At 35.3% G+C, this 21,388-nt stretch carries 9 protein-coding genes; 7 read left to right on the top strand and 2 right to left on the bottom strand.

Annotated elements, in window-relative coordinates; genetic code table 11:
- The 7 genes from ATE84_RS10875 (at position 1) to ATE84_RS10845 (ending at position 14,416) form a co-directional block, all read left to right on the top strand.
- On the top strand, positions 1-1,467 hold the full coding sequence (locus ATE84_RS10875; RefSeq protein ID WP_101447978.1) for a RagB/SusD family nutrient uptake outer membrane protein: 1,467 nt from the start codon (positions 1-3) through the stop codon (positions 1,465-1,467).
- Positions 1,468-1,485: 18 nt separating this feature from the next.
- Positions 1,486-3,015 (top strand): hypothetical protein, encoded by a 1,530-nt coding sequence (locus tag ATE84_RS10870; RefSeq protein ID WP_101447977.1) that lies wholly within the window; start codon positions 1,486-1,488, stop codon positions 3,013-3,015.
- A gap of 7 nt (positions 3,016-3,022) precedes the next feature.
- Positions 3,023-4,678, top strand: coding sequence for a family 16 glycosylhydrolase (locus tag ATE84_RS10865; RefSeq protein ID WP_101447976.1), 1,656 nt, complete (start codon positions 3,023-3,025; stop codon positions 4,676-4,678).
- Between the two features lie 102 nt (positions 4,679-4,780).
- Positions 4,781-7,096, top strand: a complete 2,316-nt coding sequence (bglX, locus tag ATE84_RS10860) for a beta-glucosidase BglX (RefSeq protein WP_101447975.1) — start codon at positions 4,781-4,783, stop codon at positions 7,094-7,096.
- Between the two features lie 128 nt (positions 7,097-7,224).
- Positions 7,225-9,912 (top strand): family 16 glycosylhydrolase, encoded by a 2,688-nt coding sequence (locus ATE84_RS10855; protein WP_101447974.1) that lies wholly within the window; start codon positions 7,225-7,227, stop codon positions 9,910-9,912.
- Positions 9,867-11,171: a carbohydrate-binding protein gene (locus tag ATE84_RS10850; protein ID WP_158237224.1), complete on the top strand. Its 1,305-nt coding sequence runs from the start codon at positions 9,867-9,869 to the stop codon at positions 11,169-11,171. Before ATE84_RS10855 ends, ATE84_RS10850 begins: the two co-directional genes overlap by 46 nt.
- Before the next feature lie 293 nt (positions 11,172-11,464).
- Positions 11,465-14,416 carry a carbohydrate-binding protein gene (locus ATE84_RS10845; protein WP_101447972.1) on the top strand — a complete coding sequence of 984 codons (2,952 nt, stop codon included), beginning with the start codon at positions 11,465-11,467 and terminating at the stop codon, positions 14,414-14,416.
- Between the two features lie 624 nt (positions 14,417-15,040).
- Here ATE84_RS10845 and ATE84_RS10840 read toward each other — a convergent pair.
- Both ATE84_RS10840 and ATE84_RS10835 read right to left on the bottom strand, forming a co-directional pair.
- Positions 15,041-17,047, bottom strand: coding sequence for a cellulase family glycosylhydrolase (locus ATE84_RS10840; protein ID WP_101447971.1), 2,007 nt, complete (start codon positions 17,045-17,047; stop codon positions 15,041-15,043).
- A 131-nt stretch (positions 17,048-17,178) separates the two neighbouring features.
- The gene (locus ATE84_RS10835; RefSeq protein ID WP_101447970.1) at positions 17,179-21,102 is read right to left on the bottom strand and encodes a glycosyl hydrolase family 18 protein; all 3,924 of its coding nucleotides are present in this window, start codon (positions 21,100-21,102) and stop codon (positions 17,179-17,181) included.
- Between the last annotated feature and the right edge of the window lie 286 nt (positions 21,103-21,388).

Below are 21,388 nucleotides of genomic sequence, written 5' to 3'. Positions count from 1 at the left end.
ATGAAAAAGATAAAATATAGTATCAAATCAGCAATCTTTTTTGTGTTATCAATAATAATAACCTCTTGTAGTGATGATTTTGTTGATGTAGCTTCAGAGAACCAAAATTCAGAAGATTTTTTTAATAACGAAGAAGATTATCAGAACGCTTTAATTGGAGCATATGATCTACTTCAATCTACGTACTTGAATGTGATGTTGGGGGAAATCGCTTCAGATAATACAGTAGCAGGAGGAGAAAGCTCATCAGATGTACCTGGGATACAAGAAGTAGATAAAATGACACATACTCCGGTTAATGCACAACTCAGAGATATATGGAATTGGATGTATGCTGGGGTAAATAGAGCAAATTTCATTATGGAATTTCAAGATAAAATTGATTTCCCCGGAAAAGAAGCAATAATTGGTCAAGCACGATTTCTAAGAGCATATTATTATTTCGAATTGGTAAAATGGTTTGGAGATGTGCCGTTAGCAATTGATAAAAGAATTCTATTCGGAGAAGAATCCGATATCGATAGATCACCAAAAGAAGATGTATATGCATTGATGGAGCAAGATTTGCAATTCGCAGCAGATAACTTACCAGCTACTCAAGCAGAAGTAGGCAGAATAACAAAAGGAGCAGCGCTTGCATTATTAGGGAAAGTATATCTATTTCAGAATAAATTCTCTGAAGCAGCAACCGTTTTAGATCAGGTTATCACAGGTCCTTATGATTTGGTAACCGACTATAATTCTATTTTTGAACATGAAGGAGAAAACAATATAGAATCTGTTTTCGAAATTCAATATACAGATAAAGAAGGCGCAGGGTTTGAATGTTTGCAATGTAGTGAAGGTAATGTAGCTATTGGTTTCAATGGTGTACGAAATTATTCAGGACCATTATTTGAGTCCGGTTTTAGTTTTAATGTACCTACTCAGGAAGTCGTTGATGCATTTGAAACTGGTGATATACGAAAAGATGTAGCCATTCTTGATATCAATGCATGGGCGACCGATACCGGAGCTACTTTTTCTATAGGTTTCGAACACACCGGATATTTTAATCGAAAATATATTGCTCGTAAAGGTGATCTAAATACTGGAGATGCTAATTTAACAAACCCAAATAATTACAGAGCAATTCGATTTGCAGATGTACTATTAATGGCGGCAGAAGCCCACAATAGAAAAACACCAAGTGATAATGGTCAAGCTCAAATATATCTAAACCGAGTACGAACAAGAGCTTCATTAGCCGATGTTACCACAACAGGAAATACATTAACAGATGCAATATATCAGGAACGTAGAGTAGAACTCGTAGGAGAAGGACATCACTTTTTTGATTTGGTTAGAACTGGTAGAGCTGCTCAGGAAATACCAGGATTTATTGAAGGAAAACACGAAGTATTTCCAATACCAGCAATAGAAATACAATTGACAGGTAATAGATGGTCACAAAATCCAGGATACTAAAACAGTAAATTGAAACAGATGAAAACATTAAAATATACAGTCGGCTTAAGTATATTATCAGTACTACTCTTTTGGAATTGTAACGATGATGATACTGTTGATTTTCTAGACAATATTGACGCTCCATCTAATATATCTGCATTAGTACAAACTACACAAGATAATTCTGGATTGGTTACAATAATTCCAAATGGGGATGCTGTAGAATTCTTTACTATTCATTTTGGAGATGACACCAAAGAGCCGGTAAAAGTAAATCTCGGAGAAAATATAACGCATATATATGCTGATGGCACTTACACTTTAAAATTGGTAGGCACTGGTATTACAGGATTAAAGACAGAAGTAACACAAGATGTAGTAGTCTCTTTTAAAGCCCCAGAAAACTTAGTCCCAAAAATCACTATCAATCCAGGAGACACATTTACTATAAATGTTTCGGCAACAGCCGATTATGCTACTAAATTCGAAGTACATTTTGGTGATATCCCTAACGAAACACCTACAGAATTAATGGTAGATAGTACCATATCTCACACATATCAAACTACTGGAAATAAAGAAATTAGAATAGTTGCTTTCAGCTCAGGACCAGTAACAACAGAGGTTACTGAAACAATATTAATTGCTAACCCACTAGTGTTACCAATTGATTTTGAATCTACATCCTTAAATTATACGTATATTGATTTTGGAGGAGCAACAGGATCAGTAGTGGCTAATCCAAATATATCTACCATCAATACTAGTGCTACAGTAGGTCGGTTTTTTAAACAAAATGGATCAGAAGTATGGGCAGGAACAGCTTTACAATTAGATGACCCGATAATTTTTTCCTCACTCAACAGCATAAAGATCAACACCTGGTCTCCAAGTAGTGGAATTACAGTAAAAATGAAACTTGAAAATGCTACCGACCCTGACACCGCAATAGAAGTAGATGTTATCAATACAGTTGCAAACGGTTGGGAAACTTTAGTATTTAACTTTGGTGCTTTGGATTTATCAAAAGAGTATCACAAAATAGTATTATTTTTTGACTTTGGAAATTCAGGAAATGACGATACTTATTATTTTGACAATATAGAATTAGTCCCTCTACCCATTGAAGATTTTGAAGGCACTCCCCCAACATTTACAGTATTTGGAAATATTGCAGATATAACAGTAGAATCAAATCCTAATACAGGAGGAATAAATTCAACAGCAACTGCTGCAAAGCTAACAAAAACATCTGGATCAGAAACGTGGGCAGGTGCTCTTTTTGAAGTATCACCGCTCGATTTAACTTCATATAATAAGATAAGAGTACTAACGTATTCTCCAACATCTGGTGTTGTAATTAAGTTGAAATTAGAGAATGCTGACGCAAGTATAACTCATGAAGTAGATATTACCAATACGATTACAAATGATTGGGAAGAGCTTATATATGACTTTAGTGACGCTCCTGCAGCAGATTATGTAAAAATAGTAATCTTCTTTGATTTTGGAAACAGTGGTACAGGCACTGAATATTATTATGATGGTATAGAATTAAGAAACTAAAAAAAGCATGAAAAACAGTAGTTTTATTTTAACATATTTTCTTGTAATGTTGATAGCATTTACAGGATGTCAGGAAGATGATTTATCGGCAGGAGCAATAATCGCCCCTACCAATATAAAAATAACAGTAGAGATTGTAGGAGCTAATAATACTAATCCTAATGGAGACGGGAGTGGCGTAGTAAATTTTAAAGTTAAAGCTGACAATGCGATCTCATATAAAATTCTATATAACGGTAATGAGTTTGTCGCTCCACTAGGTTCAGCATCAGTTATTTTTTCAGATTTAGGTGTAAACACCTACAATGTATCTGCTGTTGCTTATGGCACCGGAGGGATTTCTTCTTCGACATCTATAGCTGTTAATGTGTTAGCTACTTATTCACCGCCTGTTGACTTATTAGAAAAATTAATCGGAAACGGTTCTAAAACCTGGAGAATTAAATCTGAAAAAAAGGGGCATTTCGGCCTCGGTCCCGTAGGTGGCACAACCCCAACTGAATGGTTTAGTGCTAATCCGGATGAAAAAGAACTTACCGGAATGTATGATGATCGTTATGTTTTTAAATCTGATGGAACATTTACTCATATCACAAACAATACAAATGATGATCCTACAGAAGATGTTACAGGAACCGTTTTTGGTCGTAAAGGACTTATTGATGAATTAGGTTCGGGTTCAGGTACTGTAAATGGAGATGATGTCGAAAACTATACATATAGCGATTATACCGAAAACTGGATTTTAATAACCCCAGGAGGTATCGAAACAATAAGCTTAACAGGACTAGGTTTTATAGGTTATTATACCGGCGGCACTCATACATACGAAATTTTTGATCGTTCTGTTAAAAATGAATTACTTCTAAGAACAACAGATGGTAATACTGAATTTGACTGGTGGTTTATAATAACCTCAGAAGAGCCATCTACAGGTAATACAGTTGATGTTACCTATACAAATCTGGTATGGTCTGATGAGTTTAATACTAACGGACCTCCTAATGCAGCCAATTGGATCTATGATCTAGGTACAGGAACTAACGGCTGGGGAAATAATGAAAAACAATATTATACAAATCGAACAGATAATATAATCGTTGCAGATGGAATGCTAAAAATTACTGCAAAATCCGAAAGCTATAGTGGTAGTAATTATACTTCGGCAAGGATTAAATCACAAGGATTATACGATTTCAAATATGGAAGAATAGATGTTAGGGCCAAATTGCCTGAAGGAGGTGGTACCTGGCCAGCCTTATGGATGCTGGGCGCTAATTATGAAACCGCTATATGGCCCGCTTGTGGCGAGATTGATATTATGGAGCATGTAGGAAATAATCAAAATACTATTCATGGTTCAATCCACACAACATCAAGTAGTGGAAACACAGTAAATACAGGTAGTACAACAGTAAGTAATGTATCTTCCGAATTTCATATCTATTCTGTGAATTGGTCTGGAGATGAGATATCATTTTTGATTGATGATGAAATACATTACACGTATAACCCAACCATCAAAGATGCCACTACATGGCCCTTTGATGCTAATCAATTTATCATTTTCAACATAGCAATGGGAGGAAATATGGGAGAAACTATAGACCCAACATTCACTGAGTCAACTATGGAAATTGATTATGTAAAAGTATATCAATAAAAAGTATGGATTAGTTTTTTAATTCATTCGTAGTTGGAGGGTTATCATCCTCAAATAACCCTTCCAACTTTTTGTCAACACATCAAAATTTCTAAACTATTAATGAGAAATAACAATATCAATTTTATAGTAATTACTTTGATTTTCTTTCTGGTAAGCTGTAAGAAATCGGTAAATACTAGTGAACCTTTAGTTTCTAACATCAATTCTGTCGAGTTAAATAAAGCTATAGAAGCAAAAGTAGATTCTCTGCTTTCAATAATGACACTTGAAGAAAAAATCGGGCAGATGAATCAATATAATGGTTTTTGGGATTTAACTGGTCCAAAACCAGAAGAAGGGATTGCTGCAAAAAAGTATGATCATCTTCGTAAAGGTTTGGTAGGATCTATGCTCAATGTAAGAGGAGTTAAAGACGTCAAAACAGTACAAAAGATCGCTGTAGAAGAATCGAGATTAGGAATTCCTTTAATCATAGGTTTTGATGTAATTCATGGATATAAAACAATAAGTCCAATACCACTGGCAGAAGCTGCAAGTTGGGATATGGAAGCCATCAAAAAATCTGCCGAGGTGGCTGCACAAGAAGCATCTGCAGCAGGTATAAACTGGACATTTGCACCAATGGTAGACATTTCAAGAGATGCCAGATGGGGACGTGTCATGGAAGGTGCAGGAGAAGATCCGTTTTTAGGGTCTAAAATTGCAGAAGCAAGAGTAAAAGGCTTTCAGGGAGATGACCTTTCAGCAAATAATACAATAGTAGCGTGTGCCAAGCATTTTGCAGGATATGGATTTGCAGAATCCGGGAGAGATTATAATACCGTAGATATAGGAACATCTACATTAAATAATATCATCTTCCCTCCTTTTAAAGCTACTATAAAAGCCGGAGTTAGAACGTTTATGAACTCATTTAATGAACTTAATGGAGTTCCTGCAACTGGTAATAAATTTCTGCAGAGAGATATTCTTAAAAATGATTGGAAATTCGATGGATTTATAGTTTCGGATTGGGGCTCAATTGGAGAAATGGTCGCACATGGATATGCTAAAGATGGAAAAGCAGCAGCAGAAATGGCGATATCAGGTGGGGCTGATATGGACATGGAGTCATATCTGTATGCTGCCCATCTAGCCGAATTGGTTGAAGAAGGAAAAATTGATGAAAAATTAATAAATGATGCCGCCAGAAGAGTTTTAAGAATAAAATTTGAATTAGGACTCTTTGATGATCCATATAAATATTGCAATAAAAAAAGAGAAGAAGAAATAATTGGAAGTGCCTCTAATCACAAAACAGTTTTAGACATCGCTAAAAAATCAATTGTACTCTTAAAAAATGAGAATAGTACTCTCCCATTAAAAAAGAAAGGGCAAAAAATTGCTTTAATAGGAGCATTGGCTAGTGATAAAAATAGTCCACTGGGCAGCTGGCGAATAGGAGCCGAAGATAATTCTGCTATATCAGTTCTGGAAGGAATGCAAAAGTATGAAGATAACATATTAACATATACAAAAGGAGCAAATGTCACTATTGGAGAGACTAAATTTGGAATCGAAACTAAAATCAATACAACGGATAAGAGTGAATTTCAAAACGCTGTAAAAGCAGCAAGAAATGCAGATGTAGTTATTATGGTTTTGGGAGAAATAGGGTTTCAAAGTGGAGAAGGACGAAGCAGAACTGAAATAGGCTTGCCTGGGGTACAACAAGAACTTTTAGAAACGGTATATAAAGAAAACCCTAATATAGTTTTGGTACTAACAAATGGTAGACCGTTGGCAATTACTTGGGCAGATAAGAATATTCCTGCAATTGTAGAAGCATGGCACCTAGGATCACAAAGTGGTAATGCAATCGCTCAGGTACTATATGGAGACTATAATCCTAGCGGAAAACTACCTATGACTTTTCCTAGAAGTGTAGGACAGATACCGATATATTATAATTATAAAAACACAGGAAGACCTACATTACCTGCTCCTGATGTTGTTTTTTGGTCACATTATTCAGATCAGAAAAACACACCATTATATGCATTCGGACATGGTTTAAGTTACACTTCATTTAAATATAAAAACCTTGAAGTCGATAACACCTCTTCTATAAATAACCCAGAAATAAAAGTTTCAGTTGATATTACCAACACGGGTAAATACGAAGGAAAAGAAGTCGCCCAATTATATATAAGAGATCTTTTTGCCAGTGTGACCAGACCAGTAAAAGAATTAAAAGGTTTTGAACTAATTTCATTACAACCGGGAGAGACTAAAACAATACATTTTGAATTAGATTCTGAAACTTTAGGGTTTTATGACAATAGTGGTCAATGGGTTGTAGAACCAGGGGAGTTTAAAGTCTTTGTAGGAGGAAGTTCTAATAAAACAATTGAATCTAATTTTGAATTACAATAAATAATATTGATTCTGAAACAATAGTCGTTTGAGAGTTGAGTATTCTTAGTCATGCTTATCTATAATAGAGCTTACCATGAATGAAACTATTGTAACTATATAACATTTAACGTAAACTATTTTTAATTATGAAAAGAAACACCCTATTTAAAATAATCGTTATCCAAATGATATTGTATTTATTTTTGGTAACAAATGGATATTCACAATGTTCAGAACTTATCTTCAATGATGAGTTCTCAAGTAGTTCTGTTGATTTGAATAAATGGAAATTTGACATTGGAGATGGCTGTAATGTTGGGATCTGTGGATGGGGTAATGCCGAAGAACAGTATTTTAGATCAGAAAATACAACAATTCAGAATGGCAAATTAGTTATTACTACAAAGCTTGAGAACTATGGAGGAAAACAATATACCTCTTCAAAATTAATAACTTCAGGTAAGTTTAGTTCTAAATATGGTAGATATGAAGCAAGTATTAAACTTCCTTCTGCCGGAGGTATATGGCCGGCTTTTTGGTTATTGCCAGAAAATGGTAACTGGCCGTCTACCGGAGAAATAGACATTATGGAAGCACAACATAAGAATCCTACAAATATAGGAGGAACTGTACATTATAATAATGGCGGTCATCAATATAACGGTAGAGAGTATCATGCTGGATTAGATCTCTCAGCAGGTTTTCATGAATATGCGGTAGAATGGGAACCAGAGGTTATAAGATGGTATGTAGATGATACTCTATATCATACAGTTACTAAAGCAAATACCGTTGACCCCTGGCCTTTTGATCAAGGAGATTGGTACATTATTCTTAATGTATCAGTAGGTGGTTTAGGAACTCCATATACAGGTAATGTTGCTCCATCACCAGCAGACTACCCTACTCAGATGGAGGTAGATTATGTTCGTGTATATAACGGAACATTTAATACTCAAATTACTGGAGATAATAAAGTATATGAAGGAGAAACCGGAAAAACATATACCATAACCCAAATAACCGGAGCCTCTTATAATTGGACTTTGCCTAACGGTGCAACTATTACTTCTGGACAGGGGACTAAATCGATTTTGGTTAACTGGGGTACTACTAGCGGAGATGTTAAGGTTAGTGTAAATACTCCCAATTGTGGCATTAATAATTACAAAATGAGTGTTTCGGTAAATCCAAAAAAAACATTAGATTTTGTCTATGACGATTTTGAAGGAAATAGAAATTTAACATATACATCAAAAACTGATGGAGCATTAAGTCAGTCAGTTGCCAATCCGGGATCAAACGCAACCAATAACTCTTCAACTGTCGGGAAGTATATAAGAGCAGCAGGAGCCCAATATGATGGTTTATACATGACTACATCAAATATCGGAAATGCTTTAGAGTATACTTCAGGAGAAAAAACGATTTGGCTAGATGTCTATAGTGATGCTCCCATTGGTACAGAATTTATGCTACAAATAGAAAAAAGCACAGCTTCTTCGGGAGATTGGCCTTCAGGAAGACATAGTAGATATAGTGCTAAAACTACAACACAAAACCAATGGGAAACTTTAGAATTCGAATTAGTAGATAGGCCAGATACTAGTGTAGGAGCTTTTGAAACAGACCAATTGGTTCTATTGATTGACCCTAATAGTTATACAGACCATACTGTATATATAGATAATATGAGAAAAATGGATGCTCCTGATCCTGTTTTACTAGATGAGGTAATTATGGCTAATTATGACGGAGTTAATCAGATGACTAATTTTTTCGAAAATGGAGAATTTACCGCTAACGTAACTAATCCCAACCCTAATACTATAAATAATAGTGCTAATGTTGCTAAATATGTAAGAGGTTCTTTTGAGAAATATGATGTGGTTAGTTTTTCTACAGATGTACTGGAAAATACAGGTCCTTTTATAAATAAAGATAATATCTTCTTTATGGATGTTTATACATCTGCACCTGTAGGTACTGAAATATTAATTAGTTTAGAAAACAAAGTAGCTTCGACCAATAACTTTCCGGCAGGTAGAAATAGTCAATATAGTAGTGTTGTAAAAGAACAAAATGCATGGCATACTGTTGCTTTTAGTTATACATCATCTCCTGATGGTGCGACTTCTAATCTTTCTGTCGATGAGGTTTCTATACTTTTTGATTCCGGTTCTAATACAACAGAGACTTATTATTTTGATAATTTCAGATATGGGGTGACCAAATTACCTCCTACGTATACATTTTCAGAAATGATTCATGATTATAATGGATCTAATAACTTAACATTAAATACTACTACAACAGGTGTATATACTGCCAATGTTAGAAATCCAGGAGCTAATACTGTAAATAATTCGTCATTAGCAGGGCAATATGTAAGGGATACTACCGAAAAATATGATGTCTTGTTTTTTGATACAGGATATATAAAGGATGCCAGTTCTTATACTGCAAAAGAAAAAAGATTTGCAATGGATGTATATACTAGTGCTCCGGTAGGCACCGTGGTTAGCTGGCAATTAGAAGCAGGATCTTTATCTAATACAGAAAATTATCCTTCTGGTAGGCATAGTATTTATCAAGCTGCTGTAAAAGAACAAAATAGCTGGCATACTTTAGAGTTTGTTCTAACAGCTACTCCCGATTTGATTGTCACTGATCAACAAGTTGACAATATAGTTTTGCTTTTTAACCCGGGACAAGAATCCGGAGATACGTTTTATATCGATAACCTTAGAATTTTAACTAGAGACCCAGATCAACAAGCCCCCCAGTGTTGTCTTCTATTACAGTTACCTCCTCTGGCGGTACTATTGATTTAGGACAAACACAACAGTTTTCTGCTCAGGGATACGATCAATTTGGAAACGCATATGATGCTACCTATACTTGGGATACAACAGGAGGGTCTATTAGTTCAACAGGTTTATTTACAGGATCATTAGAAGGAACTCACACAATTACAGCAACACATGGTTCGATTTCTGGTAACGCTGATATAACTGTCGTAGGAAATAATAACCCTACAGGAATTAACTTGCCCGGTATTGTTCAGGTTGAAGATTATAATGAAGGAGGAGAAGGCGTTGGATACCACGACTTAGATACCGGAAATACAGGAGGAGCCTATAAAAATGACGATGTAGATATTGAGGTAACAGGAGATGCTTCAGGAGGCTATAATATAGGATGGATTGGAGCCGGAGAATGGTTGGAATATACTGTTAATAGTACAACAACTTCAGGTAAATTTGATATCGATTTTAGAGTAGCCTCACCTAGTGGAAATGGAAGTTTTCATTTAGAGTTGGATGGAGTTTCAATAACAGATCAGACTTCAGTACCTGTAACAGGAGGTTGGCAAAATTATCAAACAGTAACTATTACCAATGTGCCTGTTAGTAATGGGTTACACCAATTACGTGTTGTTTTTGACGCTAGCGGATTAAACTTGAACTTCGTAGAATTTAGAGAAGTTACTACAGGGGATAATACCGACACTTGTTCAGGAACTGCAACGAATGGACAATATAGCTATGCGATTTCATCAGACATTAAAAACCCTACAATTACTTTTATACCAGAAATAACCGGAATGGGTAATGGAGTATGTATTTTATATTATGGTGTTTCTGCAACAGGGCCATACCCTGGACATAGTGTTACTCCAAATGTTGCTCATCAAATAAATGCAAGTAATGGAGAAAAAGTTCATTTCTACTACACATATAGTTTACCGACTGGAGGAGAGAATAATACTGCAGGGAATCCTCACAATTTTATAGTAGGATCTTGTAACAATATCAAATCCTTTGATTTTCAAAATAACAGAAATAAAAGTTCTGAAGTTTTTGTATACCCAAACCCAATAATAGATAAAGCTCATATACAATTACCATCAAGACAACATTATCATGCTTATAAAGTATTAGATGTATCAGGAAGAGTTATTCTTAATCAATCAATAAGCAAAGATACGTTAGTAATCGATATAGATTTGAGTCAGCAAGAAACAGGACTGTATTTTTTAAAATTATACAGTAATTCTAATAACCACAGTCTTAAATTATTAAAAAAATAAGCTTGGATTAAAGTAAAATAAGTTTAAAATCAGACCTCTGCATTTATGACTACGGAGGTTTGGTTTTATTAGAAATTAAAGCCTCTTTCCTTCATTCCAATATGAAATTGGAATTGGAATTCCTACCATTTTCTTTGTAGCATAAAAATTTAGAGTAATTAACCTATACAGTTCATTTTTTTTTTTGCAATTAAAGAATTATTCAGTTTGTAATACTATCATATACATTGGATGATTCACAAATTACAATTGGCACCTAAACTAACTTAGATAATTTTTAAAATTAATGAATCATGAAAAATTACAATCGCTTAAAACCAAAGAATAAAGTGACTTCAGTTCTTTATTTGATTTTTCTTTTATTAACTTTTTCATCTCAGGCTCAAATAACATGGCCGAGTAATCAAATTCTTCCTTCATTTTCACCATCAGCACAACATCAAGATTTAATAATCCTTAATGGATCAACTGTGCAAGATGGAAAAATTTGGCGTTGGGAAGCAGAAGGAACATCAATTAGTCATAAGACTGGGCGTTTGGAGACAGATGGTTGGCTTTGTCAAACTGGGATTGATGCACCAAATGATCATATGGCATACGGACCCTATGACAAAAGTATTCCTGCAGGCCCCAATACAGCAGAGTTTAGAATGAAGGTTGATAATAATACAGCCAATAATGACGCTATAGTTGATATAGATGTAAGGAATTACACTACAGGAAAAGTGCTTGCTTTTCAAACAATTACTCGACAGCAATTTTCTGGAGCCGGAAATTATACAAATTTTAAATTACCGTTTATAATGCCCGCAGATAATCAAGCTATTGAACTGCGTGTATTTTGGCATGGTAAGGCTTATACAAAGATTGATTGGGTTAGTGTACAACAAAACAACTCTGACGATGAGATGTACTTATTCGCATCTCTAAAAGGTCTTGTTAATCGAATAAAACCGCGTATCTTTTCTTATGAGGGTGATGCATTAGCAGAAGGACCATATACATGGTTACAGTCATTAGGACTAAGTTGGACAGAACATTCAGACAGATGGGAGCTTATCACCAAGTATCTTAATGAAATTTCTGGCTTGATTGTTTATGATCCTGCACAAATACATACCGTCAATTTAGCAACAATGCTAGCAAAAAATAAAAAAGCTCTTATTGTCTCACCATCATTATTATCAAGGTTAACATCAGCACCTTATAATCTACCTATTTTACTTGATTTGCGAGGGCAATTTAGTAGTAAAATACAAGTTTATCAAACACTCTATGATACCTATTGGTCTAATATTGATCACCGCCTATTGATAGGTTTAAATCCCGAAGCACATAAAGCTTCATTACGTGAATATGCATCGGCACTGGGTACTGCTGTAATCTGGCTCGATCCAAAAGTATCAGAAGAGAGTAAATTACTCAATAGCTTTTTGTCTTCTATGCCTGCCGGAGCTAATTACATGGGCTGGTGGCCAGAAGAAAGTGTAGGTATTACAAGAGCATCTAGCTATGGTATTGCTACTATTCCTAGTGATTATTGCACCAATTTAACAGTGCATAGCGGTATGCCTCGTAAGGTCAATGTTAAACCAATACCTGCAAAACCAATATTGAAAAATAAAATCTATGTCGCTTTTATATTAAGTGACGGCGATAACTTGCAGTATGTTGAACATCTTATGCGTAAATTATGGAATAATCCTGATCGTGGATCGGTTCCTATTGGATGGACTTTGTCTCCAGCTATGCTTGATGCAATGCCAGGAGCTCTAAATTTTTATCATGAAACTGCCACAGAAAACGATAATCTAATTTCTGGCCCTTCTGGACTGGGCTACACCTACCCTAATAGTTTTCCTAATCAAAGTTCTTTAAATGAATATTTAGCTAAAACAGAAGAGTATAATAATCGTGCAGGTTTTAGAGTAGTGACTGTTTGGAACACCATAACAGGAGGGATTAATCAAAATGTTGGAGAAAGTTATGCTACACATACTCCGTCGTTATTAGGTATAACAGGTCAAAATACTGGTGGGTCTCTTAGTATTTATAACCAAAGCCTTCCAGGTAAGCCTCTTTCATGTAATTACTGTACAGGAGAACAAGTAATGAAAGATCATATTGCTTCTGCAGCAGCAGGATGGAATGGAGCAGAACCCAGGTTTATCATTATACAAGCACAACCATGGTCAGATGTAAAACCATCAAACTTTAAAAATGTAGCTAGTTCTCTCAATGGTAATTATGAGGTAGTGCGTCCAGATCATCTTTTCCAACTTCTTCGTGAGGCAAAAGGACTTCCGATTAATCCCGGAGGAAATAATTCAGGAGTGGCTACTGTTTATGAGGACTGTTCGTATGGAGGATATGCTGTAGGTTTAGGAGAAGGTAGGTATACAAAAGACCAATTACTTGGATTGGGAGCTAAGGATAATGCTATATCTTCATTAAAAGTAAAGCCAGGGTATCAAATTACACTTTATTTTGATGATAACTTTACAGGAACTTCACTTGTAAAGAGAGGTGATACTAGTTGTCTGGTTGACGATGGTTTCAATGATCAAGTGACGTCTATTAAGGTTTCTAAATCAAGTGGTGGTGAATCTAATATTTTTGTAGAAGCCGAAAATTATTCTAATATGTCAGGCGTACAAACGGAAAATTGTTCAGAAGGTGGAGAAAATGTAGGTTATATAGATACAGGTGATTGGATGGTATATACAAACGTTAATTTTCCATCTTCGGGGAATTACCGTATAGAATATCGTGTTGCTAGTACTGTAGATAAGGGTGTATTATCTGCCGATTTTAATGCAGGAACAACGGTTCTTGGTAAAGTAAATATTCCTAATACAGGAGGATGGCAAAATTGGACGACAGTTTCGCATACTGTATCTACTAATGCAGGCACATATTCATTAGGATTATTTGCTCAATCTGGAGGATGGAATATTAATTGGATCAAAATCACCTGGTTAGGAAATGTCAAAATTTCGAATGAGAAGCAAATCAATACACAACTGATAGCTTACCCTAGCCCCACATCGAAGATTCTTAATCTAAGAGGTTTTTCTAAGGAGACTTCTTTTAAAGTATATAACATTAATGGAAAACAAGTCATGAAAGGAAATCTTAAAGATGGTCAAACTCCAAGTAGAATTGATGTAGAACAATTAAATTCTGGTATTTATCTAGTTAAAGATCTTAATACAGGTAATATAGTACGATTTATTAAGAAATAACTAGATGAAAATATATGATATCCTTAATAAGGATCACAAAAACTTAACCTAAATGTGATTTAAAGGTAGTAGCTTAGGCTACTACCTTTACTTTTTTATAGTTTTTCTTTTTACTTGATTTATTTCATTGGATTTCGAAATGTTTTTCTTTAGTTTATTTGACAAGGATTATTCTGCCAATAGTATCTGTTTGATGGTTTTTCATTGCTCCTCAAATCGATTTACTACCTTTCCGATGGCGTTTTGGTGGGGCAACATTGAGAGATGATTGTATATTTCCAGTTTTTTTGTGGGAAGCAAGTGCAGGTAAAATAGTTTAAAATCTATGGCCTTTTTTTAATGTGATTTGACATCATCTAAACTATAGATTTTTTTAGTATTACTAAAAGATTATATAAAATTGCAGGAGTTTCGCACTATTTTCAAACCAATGAAAAGACAATCATATTATTGTGATATCATAAAAAATCCTGGACACTAAAAGAGCCCAGGATTTTCCAAAATTCAAGAACCATCATAACTATAGTACGATATTGCTTTCTGTCGACTCATCAACAAATTTTATTTGATCTCTCTAGCCTTAACAAGTAAGTTTGAATGTGTGTTAAATTAATTAGATCATTTTTACTTCTTAACAATCCTTCCTAAATAAGTCTCATCGTATAATTTGATCTTATAAAAGTATAGTCCTGATTCAAGTGTATTTAAATCAAAAGTTTTGATGATCTTATTATTACTACTTTCCTGATATTCTAATACTTTTATCCCCGTACTATTATACAATGTTATCTTATAAGTTTCAGACAAAATCTTAGGTAAGCGTATATACAACAAGTCTTCAAAAGGATTCGGAAACACTTTTACATCGATATCTCGATCAGATTTCTTATTGCTTTCAATCATACTTATATTTGAAGTTGTCACTACACCATCATTACCGTTAGTAGGAATCGTTAACGAAACTCGAGTTGCTCTATTTCCTTTATTGGTACAGGCACCAAGATCTTTCCACTCAGTACTTCCTACAGGATTCTGATTGGTCCACCATTTAGCCTTATATTCATGTTTTTGATGGGAAACTACATCACCTCCATTATAGGCTTTCCCTGACGCCCAGGCTGGTGCTGTACAAGTATTATTATTCGGAGGAGTTCCATCGCATGCTCCCAGATCTTCCCATTCAGTACTTCCAACGGGATTCTGGTTACTCCACCATTTGGCTTTATATTCATGTCCTTGATAGGAAACTATATCACCTCCATTATAGGCTTGTCCTGATACCCAGTCTGGTGCCGTACAGGAATCTCCGTTATTATCATTCACCGTAACCAAAATAGAAGCAGTAGCTTCTCCTCCTTCATTATCAATAGCTTTAGCCTTAATAGTATAGCTTCCTACTGCTACATTGCTCCAATCAAAACTGTACGGGCTACTGGTATCTTTTCCTAATAAACTGTTTCCGTTATAAAATTCTACCTTGTTAATGGTACCATCCGTATCTGAAGCATTAGCAGTAATATTGATCGTTGCGCCTACAATAAACGTTTCTCCTTGATTTGGTGAGGTAATTGAAACCGTTGGAGGAGAATTTCCTATTCCTCCCGGAAAATCATCGGCCGGAAACTTTATTTTATTTCGTATCCACTTACCCGCTTCTTTGAGTTTATCAGTAGTCCAGAGACCTTCAGAACAGGTACCTGTTTTCCACGAAGCTCCTGATCTGAAATCATCAGAATAATTCCAACTAGTCCAGCTAATTTTCTTCTGTTGCATAAGATCGATATATCGCTGGGTCATTGTAAAATCATTGGGACCATCACCAGTATATTCCTGACTTCCAAATTCGGTTACAAATACAGGTAATTGATTTGAAGCTTTATCCAATGTATTTAAGTAAGTATCTCTATGACTTTTTGCATAAAAATGAAAGGTATACATTATATTATCAAACTGTAATTGATTATTAATCACATCTTGTAAATTTCCTTCACCTGAAACTCCAAAGGTTGCCCATCCATGGGTACCTACCAAGACTACAGCATCGTTATCTATTGCCCGAATAACCGGAATGATCTGGTCTGCATAGGTTTTAATACGATTCCAGGTAACACCAGAACCATTAGGTTCATTACAAACATCATAAATGATATTATTTTTATCCTTATGTAAATTGGCAATATCAGTAAAAAATCGTTTTGCATTTTCTAAATTGGTATTAGGATCTCCCGGACTTAATTGATGCCAATCTACTAACGCATACATTCCTCGCTCTGTAGCTTCATTAATTAATCGACTTACCTGATTGGTATATTTTACAGGATCTGTTTCATAACCTCCTTCCTGTACATATACAGAGATACGTAAAATATCGGCATCCCAGTCATATGCCAAAGCGTCAAGTGATGACTCTGTTAAACAATTATCCCAGCCATACCATTGTATGCCATGAGTACTCATACCTCTAAGCTGTATAGGTTTATTATACTGGTTACAGAGTTGTGTTCCACACACACGAAGTTGTCCATTTTGTGTCACAGGTGTTTGCGCATATGTGATACATCCCATATGCATCCAAAAAACACATTGAAGTACAGCAATATATTTTACTATAATATTATTATTTATGTTCATAAATTAGATTTTAAGAATTGCATTCTTTCGTGATTTTGTAAGATATCATAAAAAATCAAGACGAGTTCAATAAGAAAACCATTCGATGATATACCTAAATTAAGTATGTCACCGAATGGTTAAAAACTAGATTATCGTTTTATAATAATCTTACCATTTATGATTTCTTTAGGTAAAGAAATGATATAAAAATATAGACCTTCCTGAAGTTTACTTACATCAAAAGATTTGTAGTTATTTCCTTTTTTTGTAAGTGTACTTTTAAAATCTAACATTTTGATTCCACTAGCATTGAATATCTGTAAATTGAAATGTGAATTAACTTTAGAAGTTTCAATATTTACATTCATCAAATCTCCAATAATTGGGTTAGGATAAATGTCTACACTACTAACTTCTTTATTTACAATATTAGCTACTCTGGCTGTAGACGAAGTATTATTTCTACTGCATGGATTACCAACAACTTGATTAATTGCTGTGAGTAATGAAGTTGCCTGATTGTTAGTATCATGAGATAGTTCCCAGATCATAATACCTCCTGCTCGTTGCATTGCCATTTTGGTTTTTTCTTTTATTGTAGGGATTCCATTATAGTTATTTCCTTGGAAAGAATCACTATTAGGGCTTGCTCCTTGGGCCAATAAAGACGCATAACTTTGTGCCTGCGGACGACTATAGAAAGGAACTCCGAGTACGGCTTTGGATTTTGGTAGTTCGCGACCCAGCCAATAATCTAATCCTCCTTTAGCTTGTGCTATTGTTGAATGATCAGGCCCATCATATGCCATGATATTTAAGAAATCAACATCATCAAATACACCATTCAATACTCCATCGGCATTCCATCCTGAGACTACTACAGCCGCAGTTAATAATTTTCCTCTGCTATGCATTGCCTGTCCAAGCTCTTGCATTAAGAGTTCAAAATTTTGAGGTTCACTTCCTTCACGAGGATATTCCCAATCCATATCTACGCCATCCAAATTGTATTGATTTACAAAGTTGACCAGATTATTAACAAAAGTTGTTCTTGTAGACGGATTAGCAGCTAATGTTGCAAAGGCAGAATCATTACCATTCATCCATCCTCCTACAGCAATCAATACTTTTACTCCCTGAGCATGTCCTTTTGTAACTATTTGCTGCATTTTTGAAGCATTTTCCAAAGGTTGCAGACTTCCATTACTATTAGGCAGTAAGAACGAATAATTGATATGTGTAAGTTTATCATACTGAATAGAATTTGCATCACCTTGCCAGCTAGGCATATACCCAATCACTTTAAAACCATTATTAGTACATCCCCCATCTGAAGTAACACTAATGTTTACTACTGTAGAAGTAGTTGTTTTGTTACTATTATCTGTTGCCTTAGCTGTTATGCTATGATTACCAGAGGCAGCCGTCCAATTAATGGTATAAGGAGCTGTGGTATCCTGACCAATCATGCTACCATCTACGTAGAATGCTACTTTGGTAATAGTACCGTCGCTATCTGAAGCTGAAGCACTAATCGCAACAGTATTTCCCTGAATAAAAGATTGTCCGTTATTAGGTGATGTTAACGAAACTTGAGGTGCTCCCCCTCCTCCATTGGTACAGACTCCAAGGTCTTTCCACTCAGTACTCCCCACTGGATTCTGATTGGTCCACCATTTAGCTTTATATTCATGTTCTTGATAAGAAACTACTTCGCCTCCGTTATAAGCTTTCCCTGATACCCAGGCTGGTGCTGTACAAGTAGTATTATCCGGAGGGGTTCCTTCGCATGCTCCCAGATCATCCCATTCAGTACTTCCAACGGGATTCTGGTTACTCCACCATTTGGCCTTATATTCATGTCCTTGATAGGAAACTATATCACCTCCATTATAAGCTTGTCCTGATACCCAAGCTGGTGCTGTACAAGAGCTTCCACTATTATCATTTACAGTAACCGAAACAGAAGTAATACCTTCACCACCCTCATTATCAACAGCTTTTACCTTAATAGTATAGCTTCCTGCTGCTACATTGTTCCAATTAAAATTGTATGGACTACTGGTATCCTGCCCTAATAAACTGTTTCCGTTATAAAATTCTACCTTGCTAATGGTACCATCTGTATCTGAAGCATTAGCAGTAACATTGATCGTTGCATCAGCGGTAAAGATTGCACCAGATTGAGGAGTTGTAATTGTTACTATAGGAAGCTTATTGCCTCCCGTACCATTTACCGTAATGGAAACAGATGATGATGTACTGGTCCCTTCGTTATCATAAGCCTTAGCAATAATAGAGTAATTTCCTGCAGCAACATTGTTCCAGTTATATGTATAAGGTGCGTTATTATCTTGTCCTAATAAAGAAGATCCATTATAAAACTCTACACGAGTAATACTTCCATTACTATCACTGGCATTTGCACTGATATTGATATTGGCTCCTGCAATAAATGTTGCTCCTTGAGCTGGTGAAGTAATTGAAACCGTTGGAGGAGGATTTCCTGTTCCTCCTGATGCAAATACTTCATTTATTTTATTAACTAGTGGTGATTTCACATTTGACCATCTTTTCAGTTTGTTACCAAAAGATTGAACTGAGCCACTCATTTCCAAATCCCCATAGACTGTCCATACAATGGTACCTGCCAGGTTATTATCATTTATAAATTTTGCCTTAACTCCTATAGATTCTTCATCATCATAGCTCAAAAAGAAATTACCTTTGGTCATATAAGGCACTTTAGCCTGGTCGTCCCACTGTCGTGTCCAGCCACTTCCTCCCCCAGTTTTTTGTTTGATAAAAAAGTAATTTGGTGTACCATCATAGACTTCTTGTGGCCAATTTGTATAATCGGCAGCTGTACTTACAGGACCATCGGGTTGTATAGTAACATTTCTTTTAACAGTAGTGGCATTAAGTGCAGCATTTCCTTTAGTCACTACACCTCTACCATAAAACGGAACTCCAAAATTTATTTTATTAGAAGGTACTCCTTTAGAAGTTAACTTATTTAATGTAGACTGCCAGTTAAAATCGGGCACCTCTGCCCCATCATAAGGATATACAGGTGCATTATGCCCTGCCTTATTAGACCATCCTCCATTGAAATCGTAGGTCATCATATTAAAATAATCCATAGTACTGACTAACTTGGACCAATTGAATCCTTCAATTTTTTTAGGATCTGCAGCCATAGCTGCAGTAATTAGTTTATCTGGGCCTATTGCATTTCTAATTTCCTGAACTAAGTTCTCAAAATTAACATAGTCCGCATTTGTTCCTGTAAAATTCATTCCAGGGAATGGCCCAGGGTATTCCCAGTCCAGATCAATTCCATCAAACCCCATGTTAATGAGCTTTTTACAATCTTTTATAAAACGTGCCCTTTTAGCAGGGTCTGCCGCCATTTCTGGAAAATGCTTACACATACTCCATCCACCAATAGAGGCCATAACTTTTACTCCGTTTTGGTGAGCTAGTTCTAATAATCCTTTTCCATCACTACCTTCTTTAGGAAGTGGCAGTGGAAGATTACCACTTAGCCCCCACTCTGGGTGACTCCAGGTATTTCCACCTACAGTTACCTGATATCCTAGTGCTTCAGCTCTTTTCTTTACTGCTTCACTGATATACTGTATGGGTTCTACTTCACCAAACAGAATATAAAAATCCCAACTACTATATACGTCACTATATAGTATATCCCCAGGTTGTTGCACAGCTCCTGGCTGATATATTTGCTTATTTCGAAGATCTCCACTATGTAAGGATCCATCATTAGCTACTCCAAAAAATGAATAGTTAAGAATTGTATATTTAGAATAGTCTATATTCAATTGAGTTAATGCTCCCTGAGCTGGTACTCCTGCTGTAGGCTGTTTCCAAGCATCCCAATTAGTAATATAACCAATAATCTGCTTGCCATGGTTCGAAGTGTTAGAGTTCCCTCCAGTATTCACTTGGGCGCATAAATTGTCTATAGTTAGAAAAAAGATTAAAATTAATACGATTTGAAAATGAGTTGTGTAATGCAGCCACGGAATCGTGCTACTGTTTGTAGTTTTCATAATAGTTAAATAATTAGGGTTAAAAGGTTTTTTTTGTTACTTATTTAAAATCGACTGTCTAAGATACAGTGATACTATTTTAAAGTTTTTGAGGTTTTTCAAACCTACTCATTCAAAACTTTTATGATGAGTAAATAGTTATATAGCTTCATAAATTTGATAGTGAGTTTGTGTCAATTTTTTAGTTGTTTTTTTGGTTTCTCAAATATAATCATGCCTCTTTCCATTTTACCAATAGATAACCACAACAAAAACTATACGACAATCAATAAAATTAAAAAATTGC

The sequence above is a fragment of the Aquimarina sp. MAR_2010_214 genome (assembly GCF_002846555.1).
In the GTDB taxonomy this organism is placed as follows: Bacteria; Bacteroidota; Bacteroidia; order Flavobacteriales; family Flavobacteriaceae; genus Aquimarina.
The sequence above is the reverse complement of the archived record's forward strand: the minus strand, read 5'-3'. Positions and strand labels throughout refer to the sequence as shown.

Bases quoted from the DNA above. Each gene is read 5' to 3' on its own strand.
- ATE84_RS10875 (WP_101447978.1), top strand. From the start codon at position 1: ATGAAAAAGATAAAATATAGTATCAAATCAGCAATCTTTTTTGTGTTA.
- ATE84_RS10870 (WP_101447977.1), top strand. From the start codon at position 1,486: ATGAAAACATTAAAATATACAGTCGGCTTAAGTATATTATCAGTACTA.
- ATE84_RS10865 (WP_101447976.1), top strand. From the start codon at position 3,023: ATGAAAAACAGTAGTTTTATTTTAACATATTTTCTTGTAATGTTGATA.
- bglX (WP_101447975.1), top strand. From the start codon at position 4,781: ATGAGAAATAACAATATCAATTTTATAGTAATTACTTTGATTTTCTTT.
- ATE84_RS10855 (WP_101447974.1), top strand. From the start codon at position 7,225: ATGAAAAGAAACACCCTATTTAAAATAATCGTTATCCAAATGATATTG.
- ATE84_RS10845 (WP_101447972.1), top strand. From the start codon at position 11,465: ATGAAAAATTACAATCGCTTAAAACCAAAGAATAAAGTGACTTCAGTT.
- ATE84_RS10840 (WP_101447971.1), bottom strand. From the start codon at position 17,047: ATGAACATAAATAATAATATTATAGTAAAATATATTGCTGTACTTCAA.
- ATE84_RS10835 (WP_101447970.1), bottom strand. From the start codon at position 21,102: ATGAAAACTACAAACAGTAGCACGATTCCGTGGCTGCATTACACAACT.